Below are 18,360 nucleotides of genomic sequence, written 5' to 3'. Positions count from 1 at the left end.
CGGAAATCTCATAAAATTTAATTGGGAATATGGATTCACAAATAATAAAACAAAATAAAACGGAAACAAGTAAAACCATGCGTATCTCAGGAAGCGAAGCCGTAGTACGAAGTTTAATCGCAGAAGGTGTTGATATTCTTTATGGGTACCCTGGTGGTGCTATCATGCCAGTTTACGATGAATTATTTAAGTTTCAAGATCAAATTCATCATGTATTAACGCGACACGAACAAGGGGCTGCGCATGCTGCTCAGGGGTATGCACGTATTTCGGGTAAAGTTGGTGTGGCCATGGCTACTTCAGGACCGGGAGCCACAAACTTAGTAACAGGTATTGCCGATGCACAAATAGATTCTACACCTTTGGTTTGTATTACAGGTCAGGTGTTTTCTCATTTATTAGGAAGCGATGCTTTTCAGGAAACCGATATTGTTGGTATCTCTACGCCGGTTACAAAATGGAATTGCCAGGTAACCAAAGCAGCCGATATTCCTAAGGCTTTGGCTAAGGCCTTTTATATTGCAAAAAGCGGACGCCCAGGGCCAGTACTTGTTGACATTACTAAAGATGCACAGATTGGCGAATTAGATTTTGAATACGAGCCATGTAAAGGTGTGCGTAGCTATATTCCAGTGCCAAAAACAAACCCTGATGATGTTAAGGCTGCGGCAGAGTTGATTAACTCAGCTAAAAAACCAATGATCGTTTGGGGGCAAGGTGTTATTTTAGGTCAGGCCGAAGAGGAGCTTAAAACGGTAATCGAAAAGGCCGGAATTCCTGCAGCTTGGACTATTTTAGGGGCTTCAGCGATTCCTACCTCACATCCTTTAAATATTGGAATGGTGGGAATGCACGGTAATTATGCGCCAAATAAATTAACCAACGAATGCGATGTACTTATTGCGATAGGAATGCGTTTTGATGACCGTGTAACTGGAAAATTAGATACCTATGCTACTCAAGCAAAAGTCATTCATTTTGATATAGATCCGGCCGAGATTGATAAAAATGTGAAAACCGATGTGGCTGTAGTTGGCGATTCTAAAGATAGTTTAGCACAGCTAATTCCACTATTGGAAGCTAAATCGCACGATGCTTGGTTACAAAAATTTAAAGACTTGTATGCTATTGAATTTGAAAAAGTAATTAAAGGTGATATTCACCCTGTTAAAGAAGGTTTAACCATGGGTGAAGTATTAAGACAGATAAATGAAGAAACTAAAGGTAAGGCAGCTATTGTTTCCGATGTTGGTCAGCACCAAATGATTGCTTGTCGCTATGCCGATTTTAATGTGACAAAAAGTAATATCACTTCAGGTGGATTGGGTACCATGGGATTTGCTTTGCCAGCAGCCATAGGTGCAAAAATGGGTGCGCCAGATCGTGAAGTTGTTGCTATTATTGGTGATGGAGGCTATCAAATGAATATTCAGGAGTTGGGTACTATTTTTCAAACCAAAGTTCCGGTGAAAATTGTGGTTTTAAATAATGAATTTTTAGGAATGGTGCGCCAGTGGCAACAATTATTTTTTGATAAACGTTACGCTTCAACCGAAATGACAAATCCTGATTTTGTAACCATAGCAAAAGGGTATCATATCGATGCAAAGCGTGTAACAAAACGTGAAGAATTGGCCGATGCTGTTAAAGAAATGATTGCTTCGAAAGACTCGTATTTCCTTGAAGTATGTGTAGAAAAAGAAGATAATGTATTCCCGATGGTGCCAACAGGAGCGTCGGTTTCAGATGTACGTTTAAGTTAAAAAGTGGTTAGACGTTAGAATTTGGAAAATTTAGCTAAAAAAATATAATAAAAGAATTATAACTAAAAGATGAAGATGCGTTTTTCTAAAATCTAATATCTTAATCTAATATCTTTAAAAAATGAACGAAGAAATAAAATCATATACCATATCACTATATACCGAAAATAACATCGGTCTATTAAATCGCGTTTCTGCTATTTTTCAGCGTAGACACATAAATATTGAAAGTTTAACTACCTCACAATCTGAAATCGATGATGTGTTTCGATTTGTAATTGTGGTGAATATGACAGAAGCTCAGGCAGCAAAAATTGTTAAACAATTTGAAAAGCAGGTTGAGGTTATTCGTGCCTATTATCATACCGATGAACAAACCATTTATACCGAGTCTTGTATGTTTAAGATTAAATCGGATTTATTGTTTGAAGAGCCTCAAATTCAAAATATTATAAAAGAAAGCAACTCAAGAATTGTAACCGTAAACAAAGAATTTTTTGTTTTAGAGAAATCGGGTAGACGACACGAAATTGAGGCGCTTCGCAGAGATTTAAATGTATTTGGAATTATGCAGTTTGTTCGCGCAGGTCGCATTGCTGTAACCAAAGACGAAATGAGAGTAACCGATATGCTATTAGCATTCAATAATCATAATAACTAGAAATTAAAAAATGGGAAATTATTTTAACACACTTTCGTTAAGAGATAAATTGGACCAATTATCGAAGTGTAGATTTATGGACTCTTCAGAATTTGAAGATGGTGTAAATGCATTAAAAGGCAAAAAAATTGTTATCGTTGGGTGTGGAGCGCAAGGATTAAACCAGGGATTAAATATGAGAGATTCTGGTTTGGATATTTCATATGCTTTAAGACCACAGGCCATTGCCGAAAAACGTAAATCTTACGTAAACGCAACCGATAACGGATTTAATGTAGGTACTTATGAAGAGTTAATTCCAACAGCAGATTTAGTATTAAATTTAACTCCAGATAAACAACATACTAATGTTGTAAAAGCGGTGATGCCTTTAATGAAAAAAGGAGCAACATTATCCTATTCTCACGGATTCAATATCGTTGAAGAAGGAACGCAAATTCGTGAAGATTTAACCGTAATCATGGTAGCGCCTAAGTGTCCAGGTTCAGAGGTTCGCGAAGAATATAAAAGAGGATTTGGTGTACCAACTTTAATTGCAGTGCACCCTGAAAATGACCCAGAAGGAAAAGGATGGGCACAAGCAAAAGCTTACGCAGCGGCAACAGGTGGAGACAGAGCTGGTGTCTTAGAATCATCATTCGTAGCTGAGGTGAAATCAGATTTAATGGGTGAGCAAACCATTTTGTGTGGGTTATTACAAACAGGATCGATTCTTTGTTTCGATAAAATGATTGAAAAAGGTATTGAACCAGGATACGCTTCAAAATTAATCCAGTACGGGTGGGAAACCATTACCGAAGGTCTTAAATATGGTGGTATCACTAACATGATGGACAGGCTTTCCAATCCAGCTAAAATTAAAGCGTTCGAACTTTCTGAAGAATTAAAAGATATTATGCGTCCTTTATTCCAAAAACATATGGACGACATTATGGAAGGTCGCTTTTCTAGTGGTATGATGGAAGATTGGGCTAATGGTGATGAGAAATTATTAACATGGAGAGCAGCAACTGCTGAAACAGCTTTTGAAAAAACTCCGGCTGGTGATGTTGAGATTTCTGAGCAAGAATTTTATGATAACGGTGTGTTAATGGTAGCTATGGTAAGAGCTGGTGTTGAGTTAGCTTTTGAAGCTATGACCGATTCTGGAATTATCGATGCATCGGCTTATTACGAGTCGTTACACGAAACGCCGCTTATTGCAAATACTATTGCCAGACGTAAATTATACGAAATGAACAGTGTGATTTCTGATACGGCTGAATACGGTTGTTATTTATTCGACCATGCATGTAAGCCATTATTAGCAGATTTCATGACTAAAATAGACACAGATGTTATTGGAAAAGCATATGCTACAGATAATGGTAAAGGTGTAGATAATGCTAAGTTAATTGCTGTTAATAAAGCCCTAAGAGAACACCCAGTAGAAAAAATTGGAGCTTTCTTAAGAGCATCGATGACGGCAATGAAGCCAATCGTTTAATTTAATTTGCGATAGCAAAACATTAAAGAAATTATATATGGAAAAGGGGAAAACCACATATTTTCCTAGTATAGATAATGTTAAAGTAGCTGCCGATACCATTAAACAGGTATCGGCAGTTACGCCTTTAGGCCCTGCCTTTAGGTATTCTAAACAATTCGATGCGAACATATTTTTGAAGCGTGAAGACCTTCAGCAGGTTCGTTCATATAAAATTAGGGGGGCTTACAATAAAATAAGCTCTTTAACCGAAGAAGAATCGGCTAATGGTGTGGTATGCGCCAGTGCTGGAAATCATGCGCAAGGGGTAGCATTGTCTTGTAAATTATTAAAAATTAAGGGAAGTATTTATATGCCTGCACCAACGCCTAATCAAAAGGTACAGCAGGTTAAAATGTTTGGCGAAGATTACATTGAAATCAAACTTATTGGTGATACATTCGATGATGCCAATAATGCAGCGATGAAAGAATGTGAAGAGCAACAAAAAACATTTATACATCCTTTTAACGATGAAAAAGTTATTGAGGGGCAGGCTACCATTGGCCTTGAAATTTTAGAGCAAACCACCGTGCCCATTGATTATGTTTTTATTGCTATAGGTGGTGGTGGATTAGCATCTGGACTTTCAACGGTGTTTAAAACTTTATCGCCGAATACCAAAATTATAGGGGTTGAACCCGAGGGCGCTCCTTCTATGAAAGTCTCTATTGAAAATGGTATTAATACTGAATTAGAAGAAATTGAAAAATTTATTGATGGAGCAGCTGTAAAGCGCGTAGGTGATTTAACCTTTGAAATCTGTAAAGCTAATTTACACGATGTTATTACAGTGCCGGAAGGTAAAGTTTGCGAAACCATTTTAGAGCTTTATAATAAGGATGCAATAGTTGTAGAGCCGGCTGGCGCACTAAGTATTTCTGCTTTAGATTTTTATGCTGAGCAGATTAAAGGTAAGAACGTAGTTTGTGTAGTGAGTGGAAGTAATAATGATATTACACGCACCGCTGAAATTAAAGAGCGAGCCTTGTTATATGCCAATTTAAAACATTATTTTATCGTGAAGTTTCCGCAGCGTGCCGGAGCACTGAGAGAATTTGTAGTTGATATTTTAGGGCCAAACGACGATATTACTTTTTTTCAATATGCGAAAAAAACCAATCGGGAAAACGGGTCTGCAGTTGTGGGTATTCAATTGAAATCCTCATCTGATCTGGAGCCTTTAATAGTCAAAATGAAGCAACGTAATTTCTTTGGAGATTATTTAAATAATAAACCTGATTTGTTTCAGTTTTTAGTGTAAAAAAAGAGCGGTTTTTAAACCGCTCTTTTTTTTAATGATTACTATTTACTAGATTTTCTATCGCTTCAATTTTAAATTTATCGATTTCTGCTGTTGTATGTTCTTTTTTAATTATTTCGAATAAACGCTCAACAATTTCGGGATGAGCTTCAGCAATATTGTTTTCTTCTTTAAGGTCGTTACTTAGATCGTATAATTCTACATCGGTATTTCCTTTTTTTATGTTTTTCCATATTAATTTCCAGTTACCTATTCTAATGGCAACTTGTCCATTATATTCTGGGAATTCCCAATATAGATAGTCGTGTTTCTTTTGATTTTTATTTTCAACAAGTGTGTTGTAAAAACTAATGCCATCTATGTTTTCAGGTGTTTTTATTTTTGCAATATCACAAAAAGTAGGTAGTACATCCCAGAATGCAGAAATATGATTTGATTTAGTGTTTGGGGTGATTTTTCCCGGCCAAGAAGCTATCATAGGAACCCGAATACCGCCTTCATAAAGAAAACCTTTCCCACGTCCGTATTCGCTGTTAAATGGTCTGGCACTATCAAACCAAGGTGAATCAGTCCCGCCATTATAGGTTGGCCCATTATCGGAAGTGAAAATGATTAACGTATTATCGTATTTCCCCGTTTCTTTTAAATGCGAAATAAGTTTACCTACATTTTCATCTAAATACGAAATCATGGCTGAGTAAGTTGCTTTAGGATATCTGTTAGGGAAATAACCTCTGTTTCCTACATACGGTTCTTCAGTTCCAAATTTCTTAACGTAATAATCTACCCAACGTTTTGGTGCTTGTAATGGCATATGCGGAATTGGTGATGCCCAATACATGAAAAAAGGTTCATCTTTTTTAACTGAATCCAAGAAGGAAATCATTTTGTTATAAGAAATATCAGGGGCATAAAATGGTTGTGTGTATTTATTGTAGCTGGCTTCATTATTTGGGTCGGCACCTTTGTCAAGTTTAGTGTTTGGAGCGACTGTATCATTAGCCAAGTGATATCGCTTTTCGTTTTCGTAAAGGTGTAGCGGTGTGTAGGTATGTGCTTGACGCTGACAATTATAACCGAAAAAATAATCGAATCCCATATTCGTTGGGATAGAATGTGTATGAGGGGCACCAAGTCCCCATTTGCCAAACATCCCGGTTTTATATCCTGCTTCTTGTAATAATGTGCCTAATGTAATAGTGTTTTCAGGTAATGGTCGTTGTCCCTCTAATGTAGAATCTGCAGCCACTTTTCGGTAATTCCAAACATCACCAGGTTCTCCGCGTTGCCATTCGTCGTTACCTCTAATATATGAATGTCCTAAATGGGTACCTGTTAATAACGATGAGCGAGCAGGGGCGCATACTGGAGCACCACTATAATGTTGGGTAAACAGCATTCCGTTTTTTGCCAGCAAATCAATGTTTGGTGTTTCGATATGCTCTTGCCCGTAGGCACCTAAATCTCCATAGCCAAGGTCGTCTGCCAGAATATAGATAATATTGGGAGGGGTTGTTTCAGCTTTTTTATCGTTAGTATTACAAGAAAATATAGTAAAAAGAGTTAGGAGATAAACGTTGAATTTTATCATAATAGAAAAAATTTGGTGTTAGAATTAGTTGGCTTGCAATATACAAGTAATTAAGATATTCTAACAACGAAATTAAATATATGTGGGGGTTGTTATTGTAGTTTTAACATTCGAAAACGATATAGCTATATGGTTTTTTTGAAGATTTAATTTTAATCTTAACTATAATTTATTTTTGGTAGGATATCGATTAAATCGAAATGGTTTTCGCTATTTTATAATTACCTTTAATCTAGTTTTTTAAACTAATAAAATTAGATTATGGAGACAAAAACAGCTGAAATTCCCGACAACTATAAAATCACAGGACTTACTCATCAAAACAGTTATTTGGTGTCAGGTGAACTTAAGGAATGGCATGGCGAAACTGCCGAAGTTTATTCCACGATTTCTTCAACCGAAACCTATAAACCCACACTTTTAGGTACTATACCTCAATTGGGTGAGGAGGAAGCTCAATCAGCCTTAAATTCTGCTTTGGAAGCATTTGATAAAGGTCAGGGACTTTGGCCAACCATGAAAGTTGAGGATAGAATCGTCTGTATGACCAAATTTGTAGAGCAGATGAAAACCAAGCGCGATGAAGTGGTTAAGCTTTTAATGTGGGAAATAGGTAAGAACCTTCCGGATTCGGAAAAGGAATTCGACCGAACCGTAGATTATATCTATGATACTATTGAAGCTTACAAGCAAATTGATAGAGACTCCGCGAAGTTTGAAAAAAATGATGGGGTCTATGCCCATATTCGTCGTGGACCACTAGGGGTTGTACTTTGTTTAGGCCCTTATAATTATCCTCTTAATGAAACCTTTTCTTTGCTTATACCTGCATTAATTATGGGGAATACCGTAATTTTTAAACCTGCAAAACACGGTGTGCTATTAATTTCGCCGTTACTGGAGGCTTTTCAAAGTAGTTTTCCCAAAGGAGTTGTGAATGTGGTTTACGGGCGTGGTCGTGTTTTGGCTACTCCAATCATGCAGTCAGGCAAAATAGATGTTTTGGCCTTAATTGGGAATAGTAAATCGGCAAATGCCTTACAGTCGCAACACCCTAAAGGTAACCGACTTCGTATGGTTTTAGGTCTGGAAGCCAAAAATCCAGCAATTATCTTACCAGATGCTGATTTAGACTTGGCAGTCGACGAATGTATTGCGGGCACACTATCGTTTAACGGGCAGCGTTGTACGGCGTTAAAAGTGATTTATGTACATGAATCTGTTGTAGAAGAATTTAATAGGCGTTTTTCATATAAAGTCGATCAATTAAAGTTTGGAAATCCATGGGAAGAAGGGGTTAAGTTAACCCCGTTACCCGAAGTTGATAAGCCAGCCTATATTCAAGAATTAATTGATGATGCTGTAGAAAAGGGTGCAGCAATTTTAAATGACAAAGGCGGAGAGGTTACTGAAAATTTTATTTACCCTGCAGTTTTATTTCCTGTAAGCAAAGAGATGCGCGTATTTCAGGAAGAGCAATTTGGACCGGTAATTCCAGTGGTGTCTTTTAAAGATATTGAAGAGCCATTAGATGATATGGCCGAGTCTAATTATGGACAGCAAGTAAGTTTGTTTGGAAAGAATGTACACACGTTAGCGCCATTAATTGATACCTTGGTGAATTTGGTGTGTCGGGTAAATCTTAATAGTTCTTGTCAGCGAGGGCCAGATGTTTATCCTTTTACAGGAAGAAAAGATTCTGCTTATGGAACATTGAGTGTTCATGATGCTTTACGCTCTTTTTCAATAAGAACTTTTGTGGCATCAAAGGATAACGCATACAACAAAGCGATTTTAAATGAACTTCTGGATAAAAAGGTGTCTAATTTTATTAGTACCGATTATATTCTGTAAAAGAGAGTCTATTAAGTTTAAGCACAACTTTAGTAAGTTCAATGAAAGAATTGTATTTATAATTTTTTCATTGAACAATTTTATACAAGAAATTTCGGTTATTTAACTATCTTCCGAAAGAAATATGTTTATAACTAAATTGAGATAAATTAAAACCCTAAAAATGAAATTGATTAAGTATTTTTTGGTTTCTGTATTATCAGTAACCGTGTTGGTATGTTGCAGAGGAAAAGAAGAAAGGAAAAAAGAAGGCTTTTCATATGAGGAAAAAACTGAAGAATCTAAAAAGTCAGTAGAGGAAGATGTCAATAATGTGGTGATTTCAGGTGATGATTTAATGAAGTTTGATAAATCTGAAATTCGAGTAAAAGCCGGTAAAAAAGTAAAATTGACACTTAGGCATACCGGTAAATTGGATAAAAATGTAATGGGGCATAATTTTGTGCTTTTAAAACAAGGTGCTGATTTAGAAGAATTTGCTATTGAGGCTTTAAATGCTAGAGCTACAGAGTATATTCCGGTAGATTATGAAGATCAGGTTATAGCCCATACAAAACTTATTGGTGGAGGAGAAACAACTACTATTGAATTTGAAGCTCCTGCTTCTGGAGAGTATGCTTTTTTATGCAGTTTTCCAGGGCATTACACGATGATGAATGGTAAATTTATTGTTGATTAACACTTTTACTTTTATTAAACATAGAGCCGTAAGTTATAATGACCAACCGGCTCTGTACTCTCTTTTTACAAATTGGTTGGCCTCATCGAAATTTGTTATTTTCATCTGTTCTCCATTCCATAACAGTCTTTTTCTACCAGGGTAATCAACCTTATTGTCTCCTTTAGGTTTGGTTAGCATATAACTTCTTATAGCTAAATTTCCCATTAAAACAGTTTCAGTAAGGGGGCCGGCATAATCGAACGAGGAGGTTAAAGCCTGGTGCTTTTCTTTTCCATAACCTTCTTTACAGGCTTCTATCCAGGCGGTATGATGACCATGTTCGGGTAAAATATTTGTTCCTAAATCATTTGGTGTTAAAACATCTCCATTATTTAAATAAACTTTTGGATTTCTTCCGTATGTTCCACAGGTCATAATGCCTTTGTCTCCTATCATAAGCACGCCATTGGAACTATTGTTTTCTCCAATAGGATGGTCTGCTGGTATGAGTTCAGGATGGAACGGTCTTAAGCCGCCGTCGGTCCATGTTAAAGTTACATCCGATTTATTTTTAGTGGTAGCAGAGAATTTTAATTGTGTTCTTGAAGACGGTGGACAGGATTCTGGATTATTTTCTGGTTCCCAAAGTTTTTTATAGATAGCCCCAACACTACTTTCTACTTCTGTAGGGTAGCCTAGTCCCAGGATTCTGTAAGGTGGATCCATTAAATGGCATCCCATATCTCCTAAAGCACCGGTGCCGAAATTCCACCATCCTCGCCATTTAAATGGATGATATGACGGATGGTAATCTACCCATTGGGCTGGACCAATCCAAGAATCCCAGTCTAAACTATTTAAAAGTGTGGGTTTCTCAGTTGGAGGCTCAATACCTTGTGGCCAAACCGGTCTGTCTGTCCAAGCCTGTACTTCACTAACGGTTCCAATAAGACCAGCGTCAAACCATTTTATCATTTGTTTTACACCATGGCCTGAAGCGCCCTGGTTTCCCATTTGGGATACAATTTTGTATCGGTTTGCTGCATTTGTAAGGGTGCGTGCTTCGTATATATTATGAGTTAATGGCTTTTGAACGTAAACGTGCTTGCCTAATTGCATTGCAGCCATGGCTATAACCGCATGCGTGTGATCGGGAGTTGAAATGGTTACCGCATCAAAATCGTTATTGTCTTCAAATAATTTTCGAAAATCTTTATATTTTGCAGCATTAGGAAACTTATCCATGAGTCTTTTAGACTGTCCCCAGTCTACATCACATATGGCTGTTATGTTGTTTTTATCATTGTTCCAAGAGTGGATAGCGTCGGTGTACCCTTTGCCACCACCACCAATTACCGCAATGTTTAACTTGTCGCTGGGGGCTGTAAAACCCTTGCCTAGAACACGTCGAGGTATAATAGTTATGCCTATTCCGGTTAAAGCGGTACGTTTTATAAAATGTCTACGGTTAATAGCGTTTTTATTATTTTTCATAAAATTTAGGCTTTTTGGTTTAAACTTATTAAGTCTTAAAAAAGTATTTAAAAATTATCAGAATCCTTGTAAACCGCTATAACTTTTAATTCTCCTTCTTTACCTTTCATGGAGTTTCCATGTTCCATACCTAGCACACCATTATACTTTTTAGAATGAATAAATTTGAACACATTTTTGTAATTGATTTCGCCAGTAGTAGGTTCTTTACGTCCCGGGTTATCACCTATTTGAAAATAGGCTATTTCGTCCCAGCATTGTTCAATATTCGGAATTAAATTTCCTTCTTGAATTTGCTGGTGATATATGTCAAAAAGAATTTTGCAAGCAGGAGAATCTACAGCTTTACAAATTTGATAGGCCTGAGGTGATTCGCTTAAAAATAGCCCTGGATGATTTCTGAAATTGAGAGGTTCTAAAACCATGGTTAAGTTGTGAGGTTCAAGAATATCTGAAGCTTGTTTTAAGCTTTCAATAACATTTTGCGTTTGGTAGCTCATGTTTTGTCTTAAATCTAAATGACCGGGAACTACTGTCATCCATTTGGCGTTTACCCGTTTAGCAACTTCAACAGATGTTTTAATGTCGTTTAAAAATTCTTCCCGCTTATCCAGATTGCCACTAGTAAGTGTAGGTTCTTTCCAGTAAATTTGATGCGCAACAAATACACCCATGGTGATATTTCGTTTGGTCATGGTGTTGGCCATTTTTTCTTGAGTGTCTTTCGATCGGTTTTTCATACCGTTATCTTCGAAAGCAGTAAAACCTTGATCGGCACAAAAATTTAATTGATCTACGGGGTTATTTCCGGCAAGATTTTGAAACATCCCCAGGTGTGGTGCGTATTTTAGTTTAAAATTATGGCTCCCGTTGTTGGTTTTGTTTGTTTCTGTAGCATGAAGACCTGTTAATCCTGCACCTAAAATGGATGTTGCCGTAGCTGTTTTTTTTATAAAATCTCTTCTTTCCATAAATTGCGATGTTTTAATAAAATGTCGTTTTTCCTGGAACAGGAATTGGGTAATTACCATCTGCATCTGGAACCACAGGCGGTGTAGTGCTGAAGTCTAATAAATCTTCATTTGGAACCAATTCTAAATTCGAATCCATGGCTTCATCCCATGTAATAAGTTTTCCCGAATAGGTTGCCATACGTCCCATTATAGCGGTCATGGTACTATTAGCTCCAATTTCAGCGTCATTAATTATTTCTCTTTTGTTTCTTATGGCGGCAAAAAGTCGATTGTGTTCTACCTGGTATGGGTTTTCATCATGCTCGCCATTATGTTTATAAATGGTATTCCCACCGTAATCTTTTAAAATAGCCGTGTTACCTCCTCCGGTATAAGAATTTCCTAGTGTGGCCTGAAATGTTTCTGAAACTTGGCTAAAACAACCAGGTTGATGTCTGCATTGGCTTGAAATTATGGCTCCGCTAGGATAGGTAAATTCAACGAAATGATGATCGAATATTTGACCGTGATCTTTTCCGTTTCTTACTTGTCGTCCTCCCATGCCTTGTGCTTTAATGGGATGTTCTCCTATAAACCAATTGGCTACGTCTATATTGTGAATGTGTTGTTCTAAAATATGATCGCCACATAACCAATTAAAATAATACCAATTTCTCATTTGATACTCCATTTCGGTCATGCCAGCTTGTCTGGGGCGAACCCATACACCTGCGCCGTTCCAATAAACTTGTCCGGAAAGAATATTTCCTAAGTCACCATTATTAATACGTTTTTTAACTTCTAAATATTCTGCTTGATAGCGGCGTTGTAAACCTACAACAACATTTAGTTTTTTGTCTTTAGCAAGTTTGGCTGCTTCCAATACCTTTTTTATCCCTGCAACATCTGTAGCTACAGGTTTTTCCATGAAAACATGTTTGCCTTGTTTAATGGCGTATTCAAAATGTAAAGGTCGGAATCCTGGAGGTGTTGTTAATATAACAACATCAGCTTCATCTATAGCTTTTTTATAAGAACCAAATCCTACAAACTTTTTATGAGGTTTTACTGCTAAACGGCTGTTATCGTAGATTTGAGACAAACTAGAAAGCGATTTTTCAATTTGATCTTCAAAAGCATCGGCCATAGCAACTAATTTTACATTGTCGTCGGCTTTAAGGGCTTGGACAGCCGCACCAGTGCCTCTTCCGCCACAACCAACAAGTGCAAGTTTTAAAGTTTTTTCTTTTTTAAGGTTTAAGTTTGCTGCAAGAACTGAAGTGCTAAGTAAAATACCGCCCGTTGCTAAAGAAGTTTCTTTAACAAAGTGTCGTCTGGAAATTTTTTTGTGTTGCATTATTGTGGTGTTATTTAGTTTGTTTTAAAAGTCGGGTATGGCTTTAAGCCAATAGGTTTTTATTTCTTCTTTTGAAGGTTGTATTTTAGGTCTAACAACTCTAAATCCTATAAAAGGTGCGTCGGTATGCCACCAGTTACTTTTAGGGATCTGTGGGTCTCTGCGTTTCCATTTTGGGTTTGATGCCTGTCTTGATGTACAACATATCTTGTCTGATGTATCTTTCCAAGAGCCCCCTCGCAATACTCGTGAATATAGTTTTGTAGGCTTATTCCAAGGGTTATCTTCTGTGGAGTTTTTATAATAATTTTCATCATATTGATCTAAAACCCATTCGGAAACGTTGCCAAGTAAATCATAAATACCTAAGTTGTTAGCCGATTTGCTACCAGTTTCATGATATTTTTCTTCACTATTACCGTCGTACCAGCTTATGTCGTTTAGGTTGTCTTTTTTGGTATTACTAGTTTTACAAACATACTCCCATTCGGCCTCTGTTGGTAATCTGTAAAATATACCTGTTTTGGAGGTAAGCCATTTACAAAACATTAAGGCGGCGTATTGGGTCATGTTTACCGCAGGGTGTGTGCCTTTCCCCATATTAAAACTCATATCTACATATGGCGGAGTGGCTCCTGAAATGGCGTCGATCCCTAAAGCTTCTAGTTTCGATTTGTCTTGAAATTGAGAATCTTCAAATGTGGCATAAACAAAAGCATCGTATTGCTCCCAGGTGATTTCATATTTGCCCATCCAAAGGTCATTAACGGAAACTTTGTGAACGGGTTGTTCGTCTAAATTGCCATTGGCATTTCCCATGTTGAATGTGCCACCAGAGACAGCAACTAGCTCTATGGCAATCTCTGTGCCTGGAACAGATTGAGAATAGCTTTGGAAAACTTCAGCTTGAGCAAAAAGATTATAATTCGAAGTCCAAACAAATAGTAAGATGATTAATAGCTGTTTCATAGGTTATAGTTCTAATAGCTCAATGTTTTTAAACTCTACTGGGTGACTTTCACTTTGTAAAGAGATATAACCTTTTTTGAGAGGTGTATTTTTTAGGGCGTTCCAGTAGTTTTTGTTGTAATCAACAGCACCGCCAATTTGTGGTTTTGTATATGACAAGACCTTTTCTCCGTTGATAAAATGCTTGATAATAGAGTCATTTCTGACTTCAATTTCTACCGTTACCCATTGGTCTCCATTATAGGTTTGAGAAGAAGAGTTGATACAATGTGGTGTGTATAAAGAATTGTCGATAACGACATGTGTTCCTGGTGTACATAGGTTACCTGTAGGGCGTTCACCTGCATCTAAACCGCCAAGAAGTTGCACTTCGATTGATACTGGAAAATCTTGATCGATACCAATATTTTTTGGGTCTTCACAATGAATCATAACGCCACTGTTCCTTTTCGCCCAACCCGCACCGCCTTGTAATTGTTCTCCGGTAAAGCGGTATTGCATTCTAAATTTATAGTTACTGAACGGTGTTTTGTAGTAAATGTGTCCAAATGCATTGTTAAAAGAATCATATACTTTGTAATTAACTTTCATGACGCCATCTTCAACAATAAAGGTGTTATTATAATTTTCTCCCAAGGGGTATCCTTTAATTTTTACTATCCAATCATTTAAGTCTTTGCCATTAAATAGGGGTTGCCATTTGTTAATCTGTTGTTTTGGTTTATAATGACAGTTTGTAATACTTACTATTATTGTTGTTAGCAATAACGTTTGTTTTAAGGTTTTTATGAAGTTCATTTGTTGTAATAGTGTTATAATGACCAACTGAAGCCATTGGTGAGTTCTTCTAAATCACTGCAGTAGAAGGTTCCCGGGATAGGGTCGTATGCGAGTACTTGCTCACCTATAAATTCGGAAGTTCGGTAGGCATTAATAGTCATGGATTTCAATGTATTTAGAAATTCAGATGTTGTAAATCCTAAAGCTTCAGGCTTGGCTTCGCGCTCTTGGTCGATCTCATCTTTTGTAAGTAAATATTCATTTAAAAGGACTTTGTAGTTTTCAATCTTGACTTCTTCTATAGAGGAAGTTTCACTGGGTTTTAATAAATGAATTATATGATTAAGTGCAGTGTTGAAATGGATTTGATTTTCTTCTGTAAAAACCTCCAAGATATATTTGTCTATAAACTCTGGAATATTAAGCTCTGATGCCGATGGTAAGCCTTTGGTTTTTGGTAAAATAATATCTGAAAATATAGTCAGCGCTGTTCCTTGTTCTTTACTTAAAAAAACAGGAATCCAGGATTTTACATCGGCAGTACAACTTTGTAATAAGTTGATAACGGTTGGTGTCACGGCAAAAAATGCGCTTGTTAATCCTATGTTTTTTAAAGCTTCTCTACGTTTCATAATATGGGATTAAAGTTTGTTTTTTTTATAGGCGTCGGCCGCATAGTTTGCTGCTCTTGCTGTAAAAGCCATATAGGTTAACGAAGGGTTTTGGCATCCGGCTGAGGTCATAAAAGCACCATCGGTAACAAATACGTTTTTGCAGGCATGTATCTGGTTGTGTTTGTTTAAAACTGAAGTTTTTGGGTCGTGACCCATACGGGCAGTTCCCATTTCGTGAATGCCAAGCCCCATGGCTCTTCCCTCTTTTTGATCATATCCTTGAACATCGTTATAGCCTGCAGCTTTTAAAATTTTTACAGCTTCATTTTTCATGTCTTCACGCATGGCTAGTTCGTTCTCGCCAAAATCTGCATCGAATGTAATTGTAGGAAGCCCCCATTCGTCCTTTTTATCGTAATTTAAATACATACGATTGTTATGGTTTGGAAGTGTTTCTCCAAATCCGATTAAGCCAACAGACCATGTTCCTGGTTTTAGGATTTCTTCTTTTAACTGTTCGCCGTATTTTATCTCTGAAACTAATTCGCTTAAACCGTTTCGCGACGCACCGCCTTGATAACCGTAGCCGCGCAAAAAATTAGACGTATTTGTTTTTCCTCCTATATTTCTGAATCGAGGAATATAAATACCATTAGGACGACGACCTTTATTGATTTTGTCTTCAAAACCTTTTACTGTCGCTCTGGCACCTACTCTAAAATGGTGGTCCATAATATTGTGGCCAAGTTCTCCACTGTCGTTTCCTAAACCGTTAGGGAATCGTTTTGATTTTGATTGTAACAAAATTGCTGCAGAAGCCATTGCGGAGGCACATAAAAAAATGATATTCGCTTTAAATATATGTGCTTCTTTAGTTTCGGCGTCAATAACTTTAACACCTGTGGCTTTACCTAAGTCATTATCGTAAATAACTTCACTAACAACAGAATTGGCTTTTAAGGTCATATTTCCTGTAGCTTCAGCTGTAGGTAGTGTTGATGAATTGCTACTAAAATATGCACCATAAGGACAACCACGCATACAACGACTTCGGTATTGACAAGTGGTTCGACCAAGACCAGGTTTCGTGCCTTCGGTGACATGGGCACAACGTCCTATAGTTAAAACACGATCGTCGAAGTGTTTGGCTATTTTTTCTTTTAAATCTTTTTCCACGCAATTGAGTTCCATAGGTTTTAAGAACTCACTATCTGGTAACTGTTTTAGTCCAAGTGCTTCGCCACTAACACCAATAAATTTTTCAATGTGGCTGTACCAGGGAGCAATGTCTTTGTAGCGTACAGGCCAATCTACACCATGTCCATCCTTTTTATTAGCTTCAAAATCAATATCGCTTAGTCTATAGCTTTGTCGTCCCCACATAATGGAGCGGCCACCAACGTGGTAACCTCTAATCCAATCGAAACGGCGATCTTCATTGTAAGGGTGCTTGAGGTCGTCAACAAAATAATGTTGTTGCGCTGTATACATGATATAATTGCCTGAACGTTTTTGTTTGTGCTTTCTTTTAAGCTGCTCTTGAGTAGGGGCACCTGCGTTAGGTAAATCCCAGGGGTCGAGGTGGGCTGTGTGGTAATCCGTTGGGTGATTAATCATTTTTCCACGCTCAAGAACTAGGGTTTTTAATCCGTTTTCGCAAAGTTCTTTAGCGGCCCATCCTCCAGATATTCCTGTTCCTACAACGATTGCGTCGTAAGATTCTCCGGAAGCATTTAAATTATTTAAGCTCATTATTGGTTTTAGTTGGAATTTGTTGAAGTGAAATTTTTATTTATAGGCAAAATAGTTATTTTGCACATAATTAATGTTCATTTTTTTTCAGTGAAAGTAAATATACAGGAAATAGCTCCATTTGAAGCTGAAGGTGTGGTGTATCATGCCGATACGTGTTTGCCTTTGGTTGACGCCGTAAATAGGAATAAATTAAAGTTTAAAGCTTTGGCAAGATATACCTATCCTGGCGATCGTTTAACTGAGGACACCTTAGGTTTGAATAGTGTAGGGTATTGGGATGCTAATGAGCCTCAGGATTGGGGTTTGGATTGGCATAGAAATGAGGGGGTTGAAATACATTTTTTAGAATCTGGTACTATGCCTTATTCTCAGGAAGGTAAAGATATGGTGTTGCGTCCCAATAGTTTAACGATTACCAGGCCTTGGGAAATGCATAAGGTTGGTAATCCGGAGATTGGTATGGGGAAATTTTATTGGGTCATTTTGGACTTAGGTGTTCGCAGGCCGCATCAAAAATGGGTTTGGCCAGACTGGATTGTGTTAGCACCAACTGATTTGGAGCGCTTAACTGCTATTTTACGTCAAAACGAAAAAATTCACTGGAAAGCCGATAGTAGAATTCGAGATTGTTTTAAGCAAATAAGTTATTTAGTTAACACTGATAATCAGGGTAGTAATGCTTCTTATTTGCGTTTGCAAATTAATTATTTGTTGGTTTTGTTGTTAGATCTATTAAATGCCGATGACGTTAAGTTAAATGATGAGCTAATTGATAGTTCTAGAAGTGTGCAGTTGTTTTTGGATGAACTGGAGAAAAATTTGTCCGATGATTGGACAATTGGTAAAATGGCCGAATCGGCAGGTGTGGGTTTAACCAGATTTACACATCACTGCAAGCGATTAACTAATTTAACACCAATGCGCTATTTGATGATGCGACGTTTAGAGTGGTCTAAAAAACTACTTGTGGAAAACGCAGGTTTAAGTGTTTCTCAAATTGCTTTTAGTTGTGGGTTTTCAACAAGTCAGTATTTTTCAACGGTATTTAAAAAGCATGAAAAATGCACGCCTCAGGAATATCGAGAAAATTATTTTAGAGTAAGTAATACGGCTTAAAGA

The 18,360-nt window shown here is 37.2% G+C and carries 15 protein-coding genes; 7 read left to right on the top strand and 8 right to left on the bottom strand.

Features of this window, described 5'->3' with window-relative positions; genetic code table 11:
* The first annotated feature begins 29 nt into the window (after positions 1–29).
* The 4 genes from ilvB (at position 30) to ilvA (ending at position 5,213) form a co-directional block, all read left to right on the top strand.
* Positions 30–1,763, top strand: a complete 1,734-nt coding sequence (gene ilvB / locus ICJ83_RS12500) for a biosynthetic-type acetolactate synthase large subunit (protein ID WP_188230737.1) — start codon at positions 30–32, stop codon at positions 1,761–1,763.
* Positions 1,764–1,884: 121 nt separating this feature from the next.
* Complete coding sequence (gene ilvN / locus ICJ83_RS12495) at positions 1,885–2,424, top strand: acetolactate synthase small subunit (RefSeq protein WP_188230736.1); 540 nt, start codon at positions 1,885–1,887, stop codon at positions 2,422–2,424.
* Between the two features lie 10 nt (positions 2,425–2,434).
* Positions 2,435–3,910, top strand: a complete 1,476-nt coding sequence (gene ilvC, locus ICJ83_RS12490; protein ID WP_188230735.1) for a ketol-acid reductoisomerase — start codon at positions 2,435–2,437, stop codon at positions 3,908–3,910.
* A 37-nt stretch (positions 3,911–3,947) separates the two neighbouring features.
* Positions 3,948–5,213, top strand: a complete 1,266-nt coding sequence (gene ilvA, locus ICJ83_RS12485; protein ID WP_188230734.1) for a threonine ammonia-lyase IlvA — start codon at positions 3,948–3,950, stop codon at positions 5,211–5,213.
* A 31-nt stretch (positions 5,214–5,244) separates the two neighbouring features.
* Here the strand turns inward: ilvA and ICJ83_RS12480 are convergent, their stop codons facing one another.
* The gene (locus ICJ83_RS12480) at positions 5,245–6,804 is read right to left on the bottom strand and encodes an arylsulfatase (protein ID WP_188230733.1); all 1,560 of its coding nucleotides are present in this window, start codon (positions 6,802–6,804) and stop codon (positions 5,245–5,247) included.
* A 261-nt stretch (positions 6,805–7,065) separates the two neighbouring features.
* Between ICJ83_RS12480 and ICJ83_RS12475 the strand changes: the two genes are divergently transcribed.
* Positions 7,066–8,658, top strand: a complete 1,593-nt coding sequence (locus ICJ83_RS12475; RefSeq protein ID WP_188230732.1) for an NADP-dependent glyceraldehyde-3-phosphate dehydrogenase — start codon at positions 7,066–7,068, stop codon at positions 8,656–8,658.
* A gap of 163 nt (positions 8,659–8,821) precedes the next feature.
* Entirely contained in the window at positions 8,822–9,337 is a 516-nt protein-coding gene (gene azu / locus ICJ83_RS12470) for an azurin (RefSeq protein ID WP_188230731.1), read from the top strand.
* 33 nt (positions 9,338–9,370) lie between these two features.
* On the opposite strand, the gene ICJ83_RS12465 is transcribed toward azu, so the two are convergent.
* The 7 genes from ICJ83_RS12465 to ICJ83_RS12435 are packed head-to-tail and all read right to left on the bottom strand — an operon-like array spanning position 9,371 to position 17,238.
* Positions 9,371–10,813 (bottom strand): Gfo/Idh/MocA family protein, encoded by a 1,443-nt coding sequence (locus tag ICJ83_RS12465; protein ID WP_188230730.1) that lies wholly within the window; start codon positions 10,811–10,813, stop codon positions 9,371–9,373.
* 47 nt (positions 10,814–10,860) lie between these two features.
* A complete protein-coding gene (locus tag ICJ83_RS12460; RefSeq protein ID WP_188230729.1) occupies positions 10,861–11,784 on the bottom strand; it encodes a hydroxypyruvate isomerase family protein in 924 nt (307 codons plus the stop codon).
* 13 nt (positions 11,785–11,797) lie between these two features.
* Positions 11,798–13,123, bottom strand: a complete 1,326-nt coding sequence (locus ICJ83_RS12455) for a Gfo/Idh/MocA family protein (protein ID WP_188230728.1) — start codon at positions 13,121–13,123, stop codon at positions 11,798–11,800.
* A gap of 24 nt (positions 13,124–13,147) precedes the next feature.
* Complete coding sequence (locus ICJ83_RS12450; RefSeq protein ID WP_188230727.1) at positions 13,148–14,092, bottom strand: formylglycine-generating enzyme family protein; 945 nt, start codon at positions 14,090–14,092, stop codon at positions 13,148–13,150.
* A gap of 3 nt (positions 14,093–14,095) precedes the next feature.
* Positions 14,096–14,890: a 3-keto-disaccharide hydrolase gene (locus tag ICJ83_RS12445; protein ID WP_188230726.1), complete on the bottom strand. Its 795-nt coding sequence runs from the start codon at positions 14,888–14,890 to the stop codon at positions 14,096–14,098.
* A 14-nt stretch (positions 14,891–14,904) separates the two neighbouring features.
* Positions 14,905–15,504 (bottom strand): gluconate 2-dehydrogenase subunit 3 family protein, encoded by a 600-nt coding sequence (locus ICJ83_RS12440; protein ID WP_188230725.1) that lies wholly within the window; start codon positions 15,502–15,504, stop codon positions 14,905–14,907.
* Between the two features lie 9 nt (positions 15,505–15,513).
* Positions 15,514–17,238, bottom strand: a complete 1,725-nt coding sequence (locus ICJ83_RS12435) for a GMC oxidoreductase (RefSeq protein WP_188230724.1) — start codon at positions 17,236–17,238, stop codon at positions 15,514–15,516.
* Between the two features lie 90 nt (positions 17,239–17,328).
* Here ICJ83_RS12435 and ICJ83_RS12430 point away from each other — a divergent pair, with 90 nt between their 5' ends.
* Positions 17,329–18,357 carry an AraC family transcriptional regulator gene (locus ICJ83_RS12430; RefSeq protein ID WP_188230723.1) on the top strand — a complete coding sequence of 343 codons (1,029 nt, stop codon included), beginning with the start codon at positions 17,329–17,331 and terminating at the stop codon, positions 18,355–18,357.
* Positions 18,358–18,360 lie beyond the last annotated feature (3 nt).

Source organism: Aestuariibaculum sediminum, from assembly GCF_014596945.1.
Lineage (GTDB): Bacteria > Bacteroidota > Bacteroidia > Flavobacteriales > Flavobacteriaceae > Aestuariibaculum > Aestuariibaculum sediminum.
This window is presented reverse-complemented; position numbering and strand designations above follow the sequence as displayed.

Coding starts and splice junctions, on each gene's coding strand:
- ICJ83_RS12450 (WP_188230727.1), bottom strand. CDS start 14,092: ATGAAACAGCTATTAATCATCTTACTATTTGTTTGGACTTCGAATTAT.
- ICJ83_RS12435 (WP_188230724.1), bottom strand. CDS start 17,238: ATGAGCTTAAATAATTTAAATGCTTCCGGAGAATCTTACGACGCAATC.
- ICJ83_RS12440 (WP_188230725.1), bottom strand. CDS start 15,504: ATGAAACGTAGAGAAGCTTTAAAAAACATAGGATTAACAAGCGCATTT.
- ICJ83_RS12445 (WP_188230726.1), bottom strand. CDS start 14,890: ATGAACTTCATAAAAACCTTAAAACAAACGTTATTGCTAACAACAATA.
- ilvA (WP_188230734.1), top strand. CDS start 3,948: ATGGAAAAGGGGAAAACCACATATTTTCCTAGTATAGATAATGTTAAA.
- ilvN (WP_188230736.1), top strand. CDS start 1,885: ATGAACGAAGAAATAAAATCATATACCATATCACTATATACCGAAAAT.
- ilvB (WP_188230737.1), top strand. CDS start 30: ATGGATTCACAAATAATAAAACAAAATAAAACGGAAACAAGTAAAACC.
- ICJ83_RS12480 (WP_188230733.1), bottom strand. CDS start 6,804: ATGATAAAATTCAACGTTTATCTCCTAACTCTTTTTACTATATTTTCT.
- azu (WP_188230731.1), top strand. CDS start 8,822: ATGAAATTGATTAAGTATTTTTTGGTTTCTGTATTATCAGTAACCGTG.
- ICJ83_RS12465 (WP_188230730.1), bottom strand. CDS start 10,813: ATGAAAAATAATAAAAACGCTATTAACCGTAGACATTTTATAAAACGT.
- ICJ83_RS12460 (WP_188230729.1), bottom strand. CDS start 11,784: ATGGAAAGAAGAGATTTTATAAAAAAAACAGCTACGGCAACATCCATT.
- ICJ83_RS12455 (WP_188230728.1), bottom strand. CDS start 13,123: ATGCAACACAAAAAAATTTCCAGACGACACTTTGTTAAAGAAACTTCT.
- ICJ83_RS12475 (WP_188230732.1), top strand. CDS start 7,066: ATGGAGACAAAAACAGCTGAAATTCCCGACAACTATAAAATCACAGGA.
- ilvC (WP_188230735.1), top strand. CDS start 2,435: ATGGGAAATTATTTTAACACACTTTCGTTAAGAGATAAATTGGACCAA.